Annotated in this window: 11 protein-coding genes; 9 read left to right on the top strand and 2 right to left on the bottom strand. The window is 42.9% G+C overall.

All coding sequences use genetic code 11. The features are described from left to right. Window positions 1-151: 151 nt before the first annotated feature. Complete coding sequence (locus L1266_RS06315; protein ID WP_235377103.1) at window positions 152-2,167, bottom strand: TonB-dependent receptor; 2,016 nt, start codon at window positions 2,165-2,167, stop codon at window positions 152-154. A 160-nt stretch (window positions 2,168-2,327) separates the two neighbouring features. On the opposite strand from L1266_RS06315, the gene L1266_RS06320 reads away from it, so the two are divergent. From L1266_RS06320 to L1266_RS06360, 9 genes are all read left to right on the top strand, one after another. Continuing rightward, a complete protein-coding gene (locus L1266_RS06320; RefSeq protein ID WP_235377104.1) occupies window positions 2,328-3,638 on the top strand; it encodes a hypothetical protein in 1,311 nt (436 codons plus the stop codon). Between the two features lie 9 nt (window positions 3,639-3,647). Beyond that, window positions 3,648-5,024: an SH3 domain-containing protein gene (locus L1266_RS06325; RefSeq protein ID WP_235377105.1), complete on the top strand. Its 1,377-nt coding sequence runs from the start codon at window positions 3,648-3,650 to the stop codon at window positions 5,022-5,024. Between the two features lie 8 nt (window positions 5,025-5,032). Then, window positions 5,033-6,145: a dipeptide epimerase gene (locus L1266_RS06330; protein WP_235377106.1), complete on the top strand. Its 1,113-nt coding sequence runs from the start codon at window positions 5,033-5,035 to the stop codon at window positions 6,143-6,145. Further along, window positions 6,142-6,891 carry a L,D-transpeptidase family protein gene (locus tag L1266_RS06335; protein WP_082389162.1) on the top strand — a complete coding sequence of 250 codons (750 nt, stop codon included), beginning with the start codon at window positions 6,142-6,144 and terminating at the stop codon, window positions 6,889-6,891. The genes L1266_RS06330 and L1266_RS06335 overlap by 4 nt, the downstream gene beginning before the upstream one ends. 80 nt (window positions 6,892-6,971) lie before the next feature. Beyond that, a complete protein-coding gene (locus L1266_RS06340; protein WP_235377107.1) occupies window positions 6,972-8,540 on the top strand; it encodes a sodium:solute symporter in 1,569 nt (522 codons plus the stop codon). Continuing rightward, the gene (locus L1266_RS06345) at window positions 8,541-9,452 is read left to right on the top strand and encodes a BadF/BadG/BcrA/BcrD ATPase family protein (protein WP_138601984.1); all 912 of its coding nucleotides are present in this window, start codon (window positions 8,541-8,543) and stop codon (window positions 9,450-9,452) included. Beyond that, window positions 9,442-10,377, top strand: a complete 936-nt coding sequence (gene murQ, locus L1266_RS06350) for an N-acetylmuramic acid 6-phosphate etherase (RefSeq protein ID WP_235377108.1) — start codon at window positions 9,442-9,444, stop codon at window positions 10,375-10,377. Before L1266_RS06345 ends, murQ begins: the two co-directional genes overlap by 11 nt. Beyond that, on the top strand, window positions 10,377-11,555 hold the full coding sequence (locus L1266_RS06355; protein ID WP_235377109.1) for an exo-beta-N-acetylmuramidase NamZ family protein: 1,179 nt from the start codon (window positions 10,377-10,379) through the stop codon (window positions 11,553-11,555). Before murQ ends, L1266_RS06355 begins: the two co-directional genes overlap by 1 nt. Before the next feature lie 97 nt (window positions 11,556-11,652). Continuing rightward, a complete protein-coding gene (locus L1266_RS06360) occupies window positions 11,653-12,081 on the top strand; it encodes an energy transducer TonB (RefSeq protein ID WP_235377110.1) in 429 nt (142 codons plus the stop codon). Between the two features lie 56 nt (window positions 12,082-12,137). Here the strand turns inward: L1266_RS06360 and L1266_RS06365 are convergent, their stop codons facing one another. Continuing rightward, window positions 12,138-15,179: a carboxypeptidase regulatory-like domain-containing protein gene (locus tag L1266_RS06365; RefSeq protein ID WP_138601976.1), complete on the bottom strand. Its 3,042-nt coding sequence runs from the start codon at window positions 15,177-15,179 to the stop codon at window positions 12,138-12,140. Window positions 15,180-15,206: the final 27 nt, after the last annotated feature.

Below are 15,206 nucleotides of genomic sequence, written 5' to 3' on the forward strand. Positions count from 1 at the left end.
AGCGACTTCAGTTGTGAACATCACGCTTCCACACCACAAATTAAATCCCCAACTCAAAATACAAAAAATGCACCCCGTAGGCGTGAAACTTGTTTCGCGCGCATCTAGATGCTGTCGCCATAAATGGCGACCTACAGAATAGGATCATTCTTTAAAATAAAAAACTCATGCTTAATCGAACTGTGCGTGGCTCAATGGGGTGAAAGTGATTATCTTCTACCCCTTCTGTTGGTTCGCCCGCTAGTCTTGATGAGTAGTAGTAATCAATGTCATGGTCATTACTATCAAACAAGTTAAGCAATTCAAGTGCTGCTTTCCAATGAGTTTGCTGATAACTCACTAAACCATTTACCACAGTTAAAGGCTCTGAACGTTTGCTGCCATCATCACTCAACATACGTTTACCTATATGGCGTAAACGTAATGAGCTTTGCCACTGTTGTGCAAACTGCCAGCTAATCCCGGTACTTGCAACCACTGGTACAGCTCCCTCAATACGGTTGTTGTTATTGCTAATGTCTAAACGAGAATACGTAAATGACGCTTCTGCATCTAAGCTTAATGTGCCACTAAGCCAGTAGTAGGCACTTAGTTCTATACCATAGCGCTGTGATGCATCACTGGCCTCAGTGTTACCTGCATCACCAACAAACAACAATTCTGAGTCGAGTTCTAGCCACCAAAGGGCTGCAGAAAAGTTAAATTGTTGCTCATCGAAGTAGCGCAACCCTAACTCTGCACCGTTACTCTTAACGAGTAAGTCTACGGTGTTTGTTGCCTCAAATGTTACTGGGTCTTGAGCAATGGTTGCGCCACGAGCATCATTTGAATGAAAAGACTGCCCCCAGTTTGCATAACCAGCAAGGTTATCAGTAAATAAGTAAGTTAGACTCGCCTTAAAGCCGAGTAAATCATCATCTGCATCTCCAGAATTTAAACTGTTGTCGCTATCAACGTGAGCATCTAAATAATCATATCTAACACCAAGGGTTGCCTCTAACTGTTGGCTTAAATGAAGTTGTGTTTGCCAGTATGCTGTATAGCTTGTTTCCTCGACACTGTCTTGTCGTACTGTTGAAAGGTACTTTCGGGCTTGTGTATTGTATAGGCCAACTTTATTCACATTATCATGCCGAAGCTCTGTTCCAACGGTATGATTAACGGGAATATCACCTACATTAGCTGTAAATTGATAGCTTAGTGTTCCACCTGAGATAGTGCGATTATCTCGTTGGTTAAACTGATCGCCATTAATTGGATCATTAAGGAAATATGAGAAGTTAGAGTATAAATTTAGCTCGTAGTCGATGAGGTATGCACTTACTGATAAGTTTTGTCCTTGCCAATTTGTCGATAAGCTATACCGACTTGACTCTCCGCCAAGTGTTTTATCGAGTGAGCCAAGCTCTGAAATGATACCTTGCTCAATAGCCCTTTGCGGGATCTGATCTGCTGAATTCCAACTGTTGTCATAAGCCATTGCCGTAATTGATAAGTTACCTTGTTCTGAATCACGACTATAACGTAGCAATGCGTTTTTTTTATTAACGTCTTCATTAATATCCTGCCAAGGCCCATCATAAACTTGCCACTCTGTCGCGCCTACCAGTTTGCCACTACCAATTGAGGTACTCCCTAATGCAACACCTCTATAGAAGTTATCTTCCCCTACAGTGATACTGAGCTGATCATGTTTAGGGTTGTCAGATAAGTGAAAATAAGCACTGCCAGCCGTTGAAAAGTCGCCTTGGCGCACATCATAACTGCCTTTTTGATAACTAACAGTGGCAATTGTTTCTGGAATTATAAAGTTTAAGTCAGTATAGCCTTGCCCATGACCATGACTGCGCATATTGATAGGCATACCATCAATGTTCGTGGCAAAGTCTGTTCCATGATCAAGATTAAAGCCACGAATAAAATATTGATTCGCTTTTCCAGAGCCGCTGTGTTGGGTGACAGCCATGCCGGGAATTAACTCAAGCAATTCAGTAGATCGAAGCATGGGTCTATTTTCTATTTCACCCTGACCAATAATACCGCTAGAGGCGCTTATAGACTCACCAATTAATCCAGTACGGTGACCATAAACCGTTATTTTTTCTATATTAGCAAACGCGTTAAAAGAGCAGCAGAAGGTTACAACACTGATACATAGCTTATTCATTTGAAAGATCCTTATTTGAAAGGTGCTAATCAACAAACGAGTAATTGCTAATATTGGATGCAAGAAACGTTTAAAAAATTGAGTTAATTTGCTTCATGGTCAATTTGTGTTAGATTTAATAAAATATTCCAAAAATAATAACAAGTGGGAATTTTATTTTATGTATGTGAAAGGTGCATATCAAAACAGGCTGGCTATAAGTTGCACCCTGATACTCTTGGCTGGTTGTCAAACAAGCACTGAAAAAGCCCCGATAACCGACCAACAATACTTCGAGCAGGTAATGTTAGCGCCTGCTATTTTGCCAAACGATTTAACCAATACTGGCTGTTTATCGCTTGAGAGTGAAACTAAGCTGCAAGGCTATAAATCAGCGGCTGAGGTTAATTACCAGCAGGCGGGTTGGCAAAACAGAGTGGCAGCCGACTGGCAGTATTTTTTAGCCCCAGAGCAACCGGGCAAGCTACTCCTAATCGATTATCAAGTTCAAGCAGGGCAATTAGCTTACCGGTATTTAAGTGACGGCAGCCATAATGAGCTGTATGAACCTTGGAGCTCATCGAAGGTTCAAGCGTTTAGCGGTGCGCTGTCAAAAGTAAGGCAAACTCACCCAGAGCTTGGTGCAGCTTCTTTTGCTGGTGATACGGCACTCGCTGATTTGATCAGCAGTATCAATAGTTACGAAGCATTTGGCAAAGCCGATGGTAATTCAAATGCGATAGCCAGTTATTTTGTCAATGTAGCAGGGCGCGAGTATTTACGTGGGCTTTTTAATGATGGCTGGCTAAAACTACAGGATCAGCGTTTGTTATTTAACGGCGCATATGGCTCAGAGCAGTTTATGCCATCAGACGAATACTGGCATAACCCTGCTAATAATGAGCTTGATGCAAAGATAAGCCGGTACAAAGCAAGCAGTGATGATCCTGGCTATTTGGGGTATCGTTGTGAGGGTTGTGGTTTAACGGGCAACAAAGCAATGACCACACTTGCTCAAGCGGAATGGTTAAAACGTCTGGTTAGTCATCAGCGTGAACCAAGTACGCAAATGCCTCATTTACAAGCAAGTGATGTTGATGTGCTACTTAACGGCACAGGTCATACAGATGAACATGCTCCTGTAGGCGGCATGATGGTAGGTATCAGTCATATCGTTACAAATGCATTGGCAAATGTTATTGCACCAAATGATAGTCGCTCAGCAAAGGAAGTGCTCGATGACGCAACGAATGGGCAGTGGCGTGTTTGGCAAAAAATTGGTTGGGGGCCAAGTGAAACGCGCTCCACCACAGAAACCGTAATGTTGGCACATGTGTGTTTAGGCAATTACCAAGGTGGCCGAGAGTTTACGTTTAGTGTACAGCAGTCAACTTCGGGGGCCGACGAAGCCAATTTGCCAACAGTCGGTAAGCAAATGCAGCAAAAGTTGCAGCATGCTTTTACAAAATTATTAGATTCACGCGTTCAATAAGGTACAGCTATGCGTCGTTCAATTATCGCTTTATCAATTACTTTAGGTGTTGCTTTTAGTGCACCTATGCATGCTGAGGGTTGGCAATCAGATGTTATCGGGGTCACGCAGTCACAGCTTTCGCCCAGCTACTGGCTAGCACAAGGTGCATCGGCAAAAGTGATCATGACAGAGGCGCAAATTGCAGCCTTCAACGAGAAATTAATTAAAGATAATAAATACATTGTTGATCCTCTGTCATTTCAAAAATCGCTCAGTAAAGACGAGCTAACAAGCGCCATTCATTCAGCAAGTTCAATTCCAAAAAGCTCGCGCTTTTTTACCGATGGCCGACAACTCACAGCGAAAGATTTTGCTAAATATCGGGCTAACTTAAACCTCAACAAAGTCGCAGATATCAATGAGGTACGCTTTGCTGTGGTCGTTAAGCGCACGGCATTACGCACTTTTCCAACCTGGGATCGGGTATTAAATAGCGGCCTTGATCAAGACTTAGATCGCTTTCAAGAAAGCGGAATGTTCCCGGGCGAAGCGGTTGCTGTATTGCATCAAAGCGCAGATAAAAAATGGTTGTTAGTACGTGCTTACAACTATCTTGCGTGGACGCCTGCCGAAGATCTTGCCTTTGCTGATGCAGATAAAATAAAAGCTTATCGCGAACAAGCTAACTTTTTGGTGGTAACCGGGGCAAAGGTCAATACTGCTTATGTGCCAAGCGATGAAACCCTCTCAGAAGTGCAGCTCGATATGGGAGTACGCTTACCATTGGTTGATAGTGAGCAAGTACCGTATTTGCTCAACGGCCAAAACAGCTATGCTAGCCATGTTGTACAGTTACCAACCCGCGATGAGCAAGGCAAACTTGTAATTAAACCGGCGATGATCAGTAAAACTGCCGATGTAAACTTAGGCTACCTAGACTACAACGAACAGAATCTGATTAAACAAGGCTTTAAGTTTTTAGGCGAGCGTTATGGTTGGGGCCATGATTACAATGGTCGCGACTGCACTGGGTTTGTTGGTGAAATTTATAAGAGCTTTGGCCTACTAATGCCGCGTAATTCAGGCCAGCAAGGCAGTAGTGAATACGGGCAAAATAGTCGTTTTGATAAAAATACTGCGGCAGATGATAAGTTGCCGACGGTTAAGAACATGGCGATTGGCGATCTAATTTATATTCCGGGTCATGTAATGATGTACTTAGGAGAGCATCACGGTGAGCCTTATGTTATTCATGACGTTAAAGGCTTAGGTTATAACAAAGGTGATGGTAGCTTTTATAGTAGTGCCTTGAATGGGGTGTCGGTCACGCCATTATTGCCACTTAGATTATCGCAAGAAACCAGCTACTTAGATCGTGTTTATAACATTAAGCGTATTCGTTAGAGGCCAGTATGAAAATTAAAGCTGTTCGCTTTGCAAAGCTCAAAGTGCCATTAGTTACCCCATTTAAAACCGCACTGAGAGAAGTGAGTTTTATCGAGGATTTAGTGGTTTTAATCGACACTGAATGTGGTCAAATTGGCTATGGCTCTGCGGCCTCAACTCCGGTTATTACAGGCGATACCCATCAAGGAATGATAGCGGTCATTCAGCAGTTTATTGCTCCTAAATTAGTGGGGCAAGAAATCGAAAACATTAATCAGCTTACCCACATTATTCAATCAACGGTGGTTGGTAACAGTAGTGCAAAAGCGGCTTTAGAGTTGGCGGTTTACGACTTGTGGGGCAAGCTCTATCAAGCGCCTTTATATAAGCTACTTGGTGGTGGTAAATCAGCGCTAAAAACCGATATCACCATTAGTGTCGATAACATAGATAAAATGCTCAGTGACTGTCAGCGAGCGATTGAGCAAGGCTTTGATGTATTAAAAATAAAAATCGGCAATAACCTTAATCAAGATATTGAACGTGTAAAAGCAATTCATGCCGGCTTTGCCGATAAGGCTCAGCTGCGTTTAGATGTAAACCAAGGTTGGAATGCCAAACAAACTGTGTTTGCACTGCAGCAACTTGAGCAAGCCGGCGTGGTATTAGAGTTGGTTGAGCAGCCAGTAAAAAGCAGTGATATTCAAGGTCTAAAATATATTACTGAGCGAGTGAACACCCCGATTATGGCCGATGAAAGCGCCTTTTCACCGAAGCAAGTGATCCAACTTTTAGAGCTTGGCGCAGTTGATATCATCAATATTAAATTAATGAAAACGGGCGGTTTAAGCCGAGCAATAGAGATTGCTAATATCACAGCGCAATACCAAGCAGAGTGTATGATAGGTTGTATGCTAGAGGGCAGTATTGCCGTTGCAGGTGCTGCACATTTAGCCTCTGCCAAAGCGCAGCAAATCAGTAAAATCGATTTAGATGGTCCAGCCCTTGGTCAATATGACCCTGTGCAAGGGGGCGTTGAATTTAGCGGCCCACAAATACGCTTATCGGAAGCCCCAGGTCTAGGTATTGAATCAATAACGGGGCTTGAACTAATTACAAACGGAGTATGGCCAGCATGAAAAAACTAGTCAGTCTTATTGCAGTTATGAGTTTATCGGCTTGTGCCAGTAAAGAGTTACCTAAACCTGTTATTGATAACAGTCATCAACAGCTCGTGGTGGTGGTAGCCAATGACAGTGATGCCATTGATGCTACCTTGTATCGCTTTGAAAAAACCGCTGGTAGTTGGCAACAACAAGGCCAGCAACACGCGGTGGTACTGGGTCGTACTGGCCTTGCGTGGGGAGTGGGGCTGCATCCTGCACAGCCGGGTCAGCAAAAACAAGAAGGTGATGGTAAAGCGCCGGCAGGTATTTTTGAGCTTGGTACTGCTTTTGGCTATTTAGATTCATTACAAACGAACCTTAGTTATCAAGCAATGACAGCAAATGATTATTGTATCGATGTGAAAGGCTCACCGTTTTACAACCAATTGGTTGATAAAGCACAAGTAGGTGAAGATGCCGTAAAAGACTCTTCAGAATGGATGCGTCGTGATATTTACAGCCAAGATAACCTTTATAAAAAAGGCATTGTTGTTAAGCATAACCCAAGCAATATCAATGGCGCGGGCAGTTGTATCTTTATGCATTTATGGCGGGCGCCAAGTAAGCCTACAGCAGGTTGCACAGCAATGACAGAAAGCAATATGGATGCGTTACTTGCGTGGTTAGATGAGCGTAAAAAGCCGCTATTAGTCAGCTTAACCAAAGCGCAATATCAACAAAAGCAAAGTCAGTGGCAATTACCTAACTTAGCTAAATAAAAATAATGAAATAAAAGTATTTTAATTTTGTCATAATGATGGAATAATATATTCCATCAAGGTTTGGGTTAGGATAATAAATGAGTGCAAATTACGCTTTTCTCGATTGGCTAGTATTCGCAAGTTACGGTGCAATTTTATTGCTAAGTGGCTGGTGGTTTAATCGCAAACGCGCTAACTCAAGCCAAGATTTTTTTCTAGGCGGAAATAGCATGCCAACGTGGATGGTGGCTATTTCTGTTTTAGCGACTTCGCAATCAGCGGCAACGTTTATTGGTGGGCCAGATCAAGGCTATCAAGGGGACTTTTCTTATATTGCGACTAATATCGGTGCCTTTATTGCGGCCTTCATAGTATCGGCATTTTTAATTCCGAAGTTCTATCAGCAAAAAGTATATACCGTTTACGAGTTGCTTGAAAAACGTATCGGGCCAAAGGCCAAGCGCCGTAGCGGCATGATGTATTTATTTGGCCGTGTGTTTGCCAGTGGCGCCCGTTTATACATGGCCGCTATTGCTGTGGCGATGATTCTGTATGGCAATATCGATGCCGATAGTGTGGTAATCGCGACTTTAGTATTGGCGCTTGCGGGTCTGCTTTATACCTTTTTGGGTGGCATTCGCAGCGTTATTTATTCTGATGTACTGCAAAGTATCGTTTATGTCAGTGCGGCTATTGCGGTTATTTGGTGCTTGTTGAGTGTTATTCCGGCTGATTTCTCAACCATTATTGCAACTTTGAATGAGCCAAGTCCTGGTGCAGATTCAAAACTTGCGCTGTTTAAATTTGATTTAGATTTTGGCCCGTCAGGTGTGTTTAACATGGCCTCTGTGTTAACGGGGTTTGTGCTATTAAACATCGCTGCATTTGGTTTAGACCAAGATATGACGCAGCGCTTATTAACCTGTAAAAGTCCAAAAGAAGGCAGTAAAGCGTTATTACTATCGGTGGTGATGGTGATCCCAGTTATGGCTATTTTTATCTTTATTGGTTTGCTGCTGTATATTGTTTATCAGCAACCTGCACTAATGAATAGCGAAGCTGGGCAAACGGTCGTACAAGAATTTAATGGCGAAAAAATTACTATCTTTATGTACTACGTATTAAACGAAGTACCAGCCGGGGTTAAAGGTTTAGTCAGCGTGGGTATTATTGCTGCCGCTATTTCTACTTTGAACTCTGGGCTTAGTTCGATGTCTTCAGTCATCGTACAAGATATCTATCGCCCTTACTTGGAAAAACACAATAAACAAGTAAATGACCATCACTTTGTAAAAGCGGGTCGTGTAGGCATGGCTTTAGTAAGCCTTGCTTTAGCGCTTATGGCTATTCTTTGCTATTTCTGGCAGCAATACAGTGATATGCCATTATTAAAATTTGCGCTAAGTGTCATGGTGTTCTCGTACAGCGGTTTGTTAGGTGTGTATTTTACTACCTTGTTCACCAAACGAGGTAGTGAAGGTTCAGTGTTAGCGGCGCTAATAGCGGGCTTTATGGTGACCTTATTAATGCAGCCCTACATGATTGACTGGCTACTACCTGAGTCAATGCGCTTTTACTTAGGATTTACTTGGCAGCTATGCATAGGTACATTGCTCGCAACACTTGTATGTTGCCTAGGTAAAGCGGCACACGAGAAGAGCGCATAAATGGCCTTACGCTATATTTTAGCCATCGATGGCGGCGGCACCAAAGTGTTAGCTGAGCTAAAAGAGCAGGCAAGTGGTGCGACTTTCCGTGCCCAAGCGGGTTCGGCATCAATTTCGAATGATCTTGATTTAGCGTTAGAAAACATTGTTAAAGTGACCCGTGATGTTTGCCAGCAAAGTGGCGCAAAGCCAAGTGAAATTGTCACCGTTATGGGTGTTGCTGGTGGCTCATCGCAGAGTCTTGCTGAACAATTAACAGTGATGCTCAAGCTAGTTTACGAAATAGAATTTGCCAGTTTGCAAATTACCAGCGATGCAATTACGTCATTATATGGTGCTAATCTTGGTGACCCATGTGTGGTTATTGCCCTTGGCACCGGTGCTGTCGGTGCACGATTAAACGCCCAAAAGCAAACAAAGTTGGTGAGCGGTTGGGGCTTTTCCGTTGATGATTTTGGCGGTGGTGCCCGCATCGGCCTGATGGCAGTGCAGCAATTATTAAACGATATAGATATTTATGATTTACCAAAAAGTCGATTAACGGTTCGTTTGAGTGAGCAGCTAGGATGCACTCGTCAAACAATTAGTAGTTGGCTTAAACAAGCAAAACCTGCGGATTATGCAGCATTTAGCCCATTAGTGTTTAGCTTACAAAACGACTGTGAGGCGGCAAAAACGGTATTAACAGAGCATACCCAATCGGTGGTTAGGTTAATAAATAAAAGCCGAGGTAACTCGCCGTTACCGGTGATTTTAATTGGTGGTTTAGCGAAAGTCAGCCAACCATTATTGCCACGAGCCTTACAAAACGAATTATCTCCTTGTAAAGGAGATTCATTAACTGGTGCCGCCATTTTAGCGGCAAAGCATTACCATGACATTATTGAAAAAGGACAACCCAATGAGCCCTGAGCACGTCTTTAAGCAACAACGTGAGTTACTCGAAGAGTTAAACGGTATTGTCTCCGAAGGGCAAAACCCAGACACTTTGGATATCGATCTGCTCAGCTCCACTGAGATCCTCACTAAGATCAATAATGAAGATCACAAAGTAGCGGGTGCCGTGAAACAAGTGATCCCACAAATTAGTGAAGCTGTCGATCATGTGGTTGACGCATTTCAACAAGGTGGCAGGTTAATCTACATTGGCGCTGGCACCAGTGGTCGCTTAGGTATTTTGGATGCAGTTGAATGTGCGCCTACCTATAGCGTTAGCGATCAGCAAGTCCTCGGTATTATTGCAGGTGGTGACACCGCGGTTAAAAAAGCCGTAGAAGGCGCTGAGGATAGTACAACACTTGCTGTTGAAGATTTAAAAAATGTGAGTTTAAACAGTAAAGATGTCGTGGTTGGCATAGCTGCCAGTGGCCGTACCCCCTATGTTTGCTCGGCAATTGAATACGCTAAATCGTTAGGTTGTGTCACTGTGGGTGTTACTTGTAACCCAGACTCAGCTGTGATGCGTTTACCACAAATTGGTATTTGCCCTGTAGTTGGTGCAGAAGCTGTGACTGGTTCTACACGTATGAAATCGGGCACTGCACAGAAACTGGTGTTGAATATGCTAAGTACAGCCAGCATGATCCGCACAGGTAAAGTCTATAAAAACCTGATGGTTGATGTAAATGCCAGTAACGAAAAGCTACATGCTCGTGCTATTCGTATTGTGATGCAAGCAACAGACTGTTCGCAGCAGCAAGCCGTTGATGCATTAAAGCAAGCAGGGCAAAGCGCAAAACTGGCTATTTTAATTGTGTTGACCGGAAAACCAGCTCCTGAAGCAAAACAGTTATTGTCAAAAGCAGGTGGCTTTTTACGTAAGGCGGTTGAAGAATAATGCGTTTTTTAGTTATTTTACTTCTTAGTTGTTTTGCGCTTTTAGGTTGCCAAGAAACACCTGCACAAGCGCCTAAAAATGCACAGCCTTTACAGGTTGGCGCAGCCAATTTTCAAGCTTATGTTCCTGCATTAAAAGGTAAACGTGTTGGCTTGGTCGTTAATCAAACGTCAGTGGTGAATGGTCAACATTTGGTTGATGCATTACTTGATAATGGCGTAGTGATCGGCAAAATATTTGCCCCAGAGCATGGTTTTCGCGGCGATCATGACGCCGGTGCTCACGTTAAAAGCACAGTAGATGCTAAAACCGGCATTGATGTTGTGTCGATTTATGGCAGTAATAAAAAGCCAAGCCCTGAGATGCTTGCAGATCTAGATGTCATTATTTTTGATATTCAAGATGTTGGTGTGCGTTTTTATACTTACATCAGCTCAATGCATTACGTAATGGAAGCTGCCGCTGAAAATGGTAAACAGGTTGTGGTACTCGATAGACCTAATCCGAATATTGCCTATGTTGATGGGCCTATTCTTGACCCACAATTTCGCTCATTTGTTGGCATGCACGAAATTCCTGTTCTACACGGTATGACAGTGGCTGAACTTGCTCAAATGATCAAAGGCGAAGGCTGGATAAATGACGCTGATAAGCTTGAGCTAAGTGTCGTGCCTGTTACAAACTATGACCGTACTATGGCCTATGAGCTACCAATAAAGCCAAGCCCTAACTTACCGAATGCTCAATCAATTGCGCTTTATCCATCATTGTGTTTCTTTGAAGCAACGCCTGTAACTATTGGCCGTGGCACTGATTTTCCGTTTCAAGTTGTCGGTTACTCGCCAGTTAAACTCGGCGAATTTAGTTTTACCCCAAGGGCAATTAAAGGCGCTTCAATGCACCCTAAATTCAAAGGGGTTGAAGTATTTGGTCAAGACTTACGAGATGCTGATATTCATGGCCTAGATTTAAGTTTGTTTATTTCGGCTTATCAACAGTTGAGCGCGAATGATCAAACGTTTTTTGAACGAGCTGGTTTTATGGATAAACTTGCAGGAACTGATAAATTGCGTTTAGCGATTGAAGCTGGCCAAACTGAGCAACAAATCAAGCAAAGCTGGCAAGCGGATTTGAACGCTTTTAAACGCAAGCGAACGCCATATTTGCTGTATCAATAATAATTAGATAAATAACAACGAGGCGCTTGCCTCGTTTTTTTATATTTCTAAAAATTAATTGCGGTATGTTCAGGGACTTGGTTTATAAGGATATACCATGAAAGTTCATTTAATTGCTGCATTTTCTTTACTCACTGGCTGCTCACAACTCCCAAACAGTGCAACAAGTAACTCAACCGATGTGCTCGACCTTCGTGATGATAAAAACGCAGCAGAGCAGCTGTGGACACTTAAACATGCAACAAAGCCCAACTATCCTCAAGCTGCTTTAATATCTAAGCAGACAGGCTGTGCGCGCTTTATTATTACTATTGATAAACAAGGTAATACCACTGATATTCGTTTTGTAGAGAGCTTCCCTGAAGGGCTGTTTGTCGATGTGTCGCGAGAGTCACTTAAACATTGGCTGTGGCAGGCAAGTAAAAGTAACAGCGAGTCGCGAGCGATAACCCGAACGGTGCAGCTAGACTACTTCATGAAAGAAGCGGCTAATATAGATGCTGCAAAAGCATTTTGTACAATTTAAGCTTTTTTGAGGCATAAAAAAGGGCCGCAATAGCGGCCCCAACAGGATTGATTAACTTAGAACTTGAAGTTAACTGAAAGCTGCAAACTACGCGGGTTATAGTAACTGCGTGATTCACCATAGTTTTCATCAAGTACATATGGGTTTTTGTTGTAACCTGTTTGGCGGTTAAAGACATTAAATATATCTGCGCGGAATTGTAATTCCATATCACCTGAGAACTTAAAGTCTTGGGTGTAGTTTAAGTCAAGTTGCCAGTGACTTGCTGTTCTTCGAGAACCTGCAGGCTCGGCATAGCGGCTAACATGGCTGGTTGGATAACCATACATAGTACCATCCCAGTTTTCCCAAGCTTGACCAGATTGGAATACAAAGTAAGCACCAATGTTTGCTTCCCACGGCACAGTGTAGTAACCATACACTTTAACTTTATGTGGCTTATCACCGGAAAGAGTCCCGTATCGGTTATCCCATGAGTAACGACCGCGCCCATCACCATAGTATGATGAGCCAATAAAGTTATTTGCATCATTACTTGTTGTGGTATTGTCTTGGTCGAAATTACCGTAGTAATGGCTCCAAACATATGAAGCATTGATGTAGCTGTTTTCACCTAAGTATTCAGCTTCGATGCTGGCTTCCCAATATTTGGTTTCACCGCCATCGACTTCAGCAATCACATAAGAAGAACCACCAATTTCATCGCGGATTTCATCTAGGTTATCTACATATAAACCTTTATCTGCAATATGTTGCGGTACGCCATCAGCATCAACGCCAGAGTAGTCAGTTAAGCGTGCCGTGTTTGGCATATCTTCCCAAAAATGCATACCTTTACGGTGACGTACGTGAGCACGTAATACTAAATCAGAACCCACGTATTTAGTGGTACCAAGCGTGAACTCATTAATTCGACGGGGCTTCATGCCTTCTTGGAATGCTTTACCTGACGAGCCGCGTCGAGGTGATGCAGAAAGAATATTACCTGATTCATCAAGTAGTAATTCAATTTCAGCGCGAGTATTACGATCCCATGAAGCTGCACGAGCCAAAGAGCTTGCTTCAGGGTTATAAATAGCAAAGTTCGCAAACACTGAATCTTCGCCAGAGTATGTCCAGGTTGCACCTAAACGAGGTTGAAGCATATCACTCCAATCTGTTTTATACATTTCGTACTTATTTCCTGGAGCCAACTCATAACCTGAAACGGTTCCTGACTTCGCTTTTAAGCCTTGCCCGTACCAAGTATCTTGGCTCACAAGTAAACCGATATTATAAGTCCAGTCACCATGCTCAATAGTATCGTTTATTTCGAAATTGAGGCTGCGCATTTCAGAATCGATACCTGAGACTGTGCTTCCATCTTCGGTTGCCAGACTCATTTGTTGTACATGTGCGCGATAAATGGCATCGGCAGGGTCAAAGCCTTCAGTGTCTGCATCAGCATCGACTAAACCGCCAAGGTAAGAGATGCGTCCCCAGCCATTTGATAATCGGGTAAGTTGCTCTTCACTTTCTTCCCACTTAGCACCAAAATGAAGCGTGTGGTATGTGTCACCCCAGTCAAATTCATGCTCTAAGCTAATTTCAAACGAATCACGATAGAAGTTAATATTGTCATATTGTGAATAAGCGCCAACTCCACCACCGCCTTTTAACACTCCATCTTCCGTGTAACCGTAGGTATTAATTAATCCGGTAGCTCCAGCATTGTAAATAGCAATTTGTTCTTCAGTGAAGCCTTCTTCAGGATCATAGTCTCTAAGGCTTGGTACCGAGAAGTAACCCATCTGAGTAAGGTTGTTAACATCAAGCTGACTATTTAATGAAGGTACGACACTCAACTCTGTATCTGGTTTCGAACCTGTTTCTAATTCAAACTTACTGTATTGGAATGATAGAGTGGTTGCAGAGCCTAAAATCCAAGAGCCATCTAAAGTAAAAATATCTTGGTCAGCTTTACTACCGACAGATACACTGTCAGTTTCGTAAGCGCCAATTGAATCACCTTTAACTTCTTTGTCGGATGTACGTTGTGAAATATTAATTAAAATATCGTCAGTTGGCGCCCAAGTTAATTTTCCAAAGTATTCATCGCGGATACTTTCATATTCTTTAACGCCACCATAGGCAGTATCTTTATTCGAGCGAGTTTCTTCTGGGCGATAATAAGAGGTATAGAAATATAAGGTATCCTCAATAAGTGGGCCGCCTAAACTTGCTGTTAACCAGCTTTTATCGAGCTCATAGCTTTCTTCACCAACAGGTGTTGCAACAAAGCTTTTTGGTTGTACTTTGTATTCTACATTGCCGTGAAACTCGTCAGTACCTGATTTTGATACAGTGTTGATTGAGAAGCCACCTGAGCGGTTAAAACCAACCGCTTTTGCACCACCGCGGTCCATAGTAACGTAAGCAACGTCGTGAGTTGATGGCTCTGATGCTAAGTTACCAAACATTGGCATTGAAACATTTACACCGTCAAATCCATAAGAGTTATCAACCCCAGAGCCACCCGCTGACGGACCTAAAATTGTATTTGCCGAAAGCTCAACACCTGGTACAAGTTTTAATAGGTCACGATAATCTTGACCAACAGGCACGCTGTTGATTGCTTCTTCACCTAATGAGTTAGTTAGTGCAGACTTACCTTGGCGGAATAATTTACTGCCGGTAACCGTGATGACTTCAACGTTTTCGTTAGCACCACCCATAGTGACGTTTAGGCTCGAAGTTTGTTCAAGTAAAACATCCACAGTCATGGTTTGAGTTACACCGTTTTTATCTGTGAAAGTCAGTTCATAAGTACCCGGTTTTAATTGTGGTAAGTCGTAGCTGCCGTCTTCTCGTGTAACGACAGTACGTGGTTTTGGCATCACATTACTTTTTGCTGTAACGGTGATCCCCGCCAGTGACTGCTGTGCTTCTGGTGATGATACCTTACCTTTGATCCCCCCGGTTAGATTTGCAAAGGCTGGCGCGCTGGCGAGTGCCGCGGCCATAACAACACCGGTTAAGGCTGTTTTCTTTGCGCGAAGTGCATTGCTAGTCGCTTTTGCTATATAGCTCATTGCGAGTGTGGATGCATGTTGTTTCATTGTTTCCCGTCCTTATATTTATATGCT

The sequence above is a fragment of the Pseudoalteromonas sp. Cn5-37 genome (assembly GCF_021532495.1).
Classification (GTDB): Bacteria; Pseudomonadota; Gammaproteobacteria; order Enterobacterales; family Alteromonadaceae; genus Pseudoalteromonas; species Pseudoalteromonas simplex.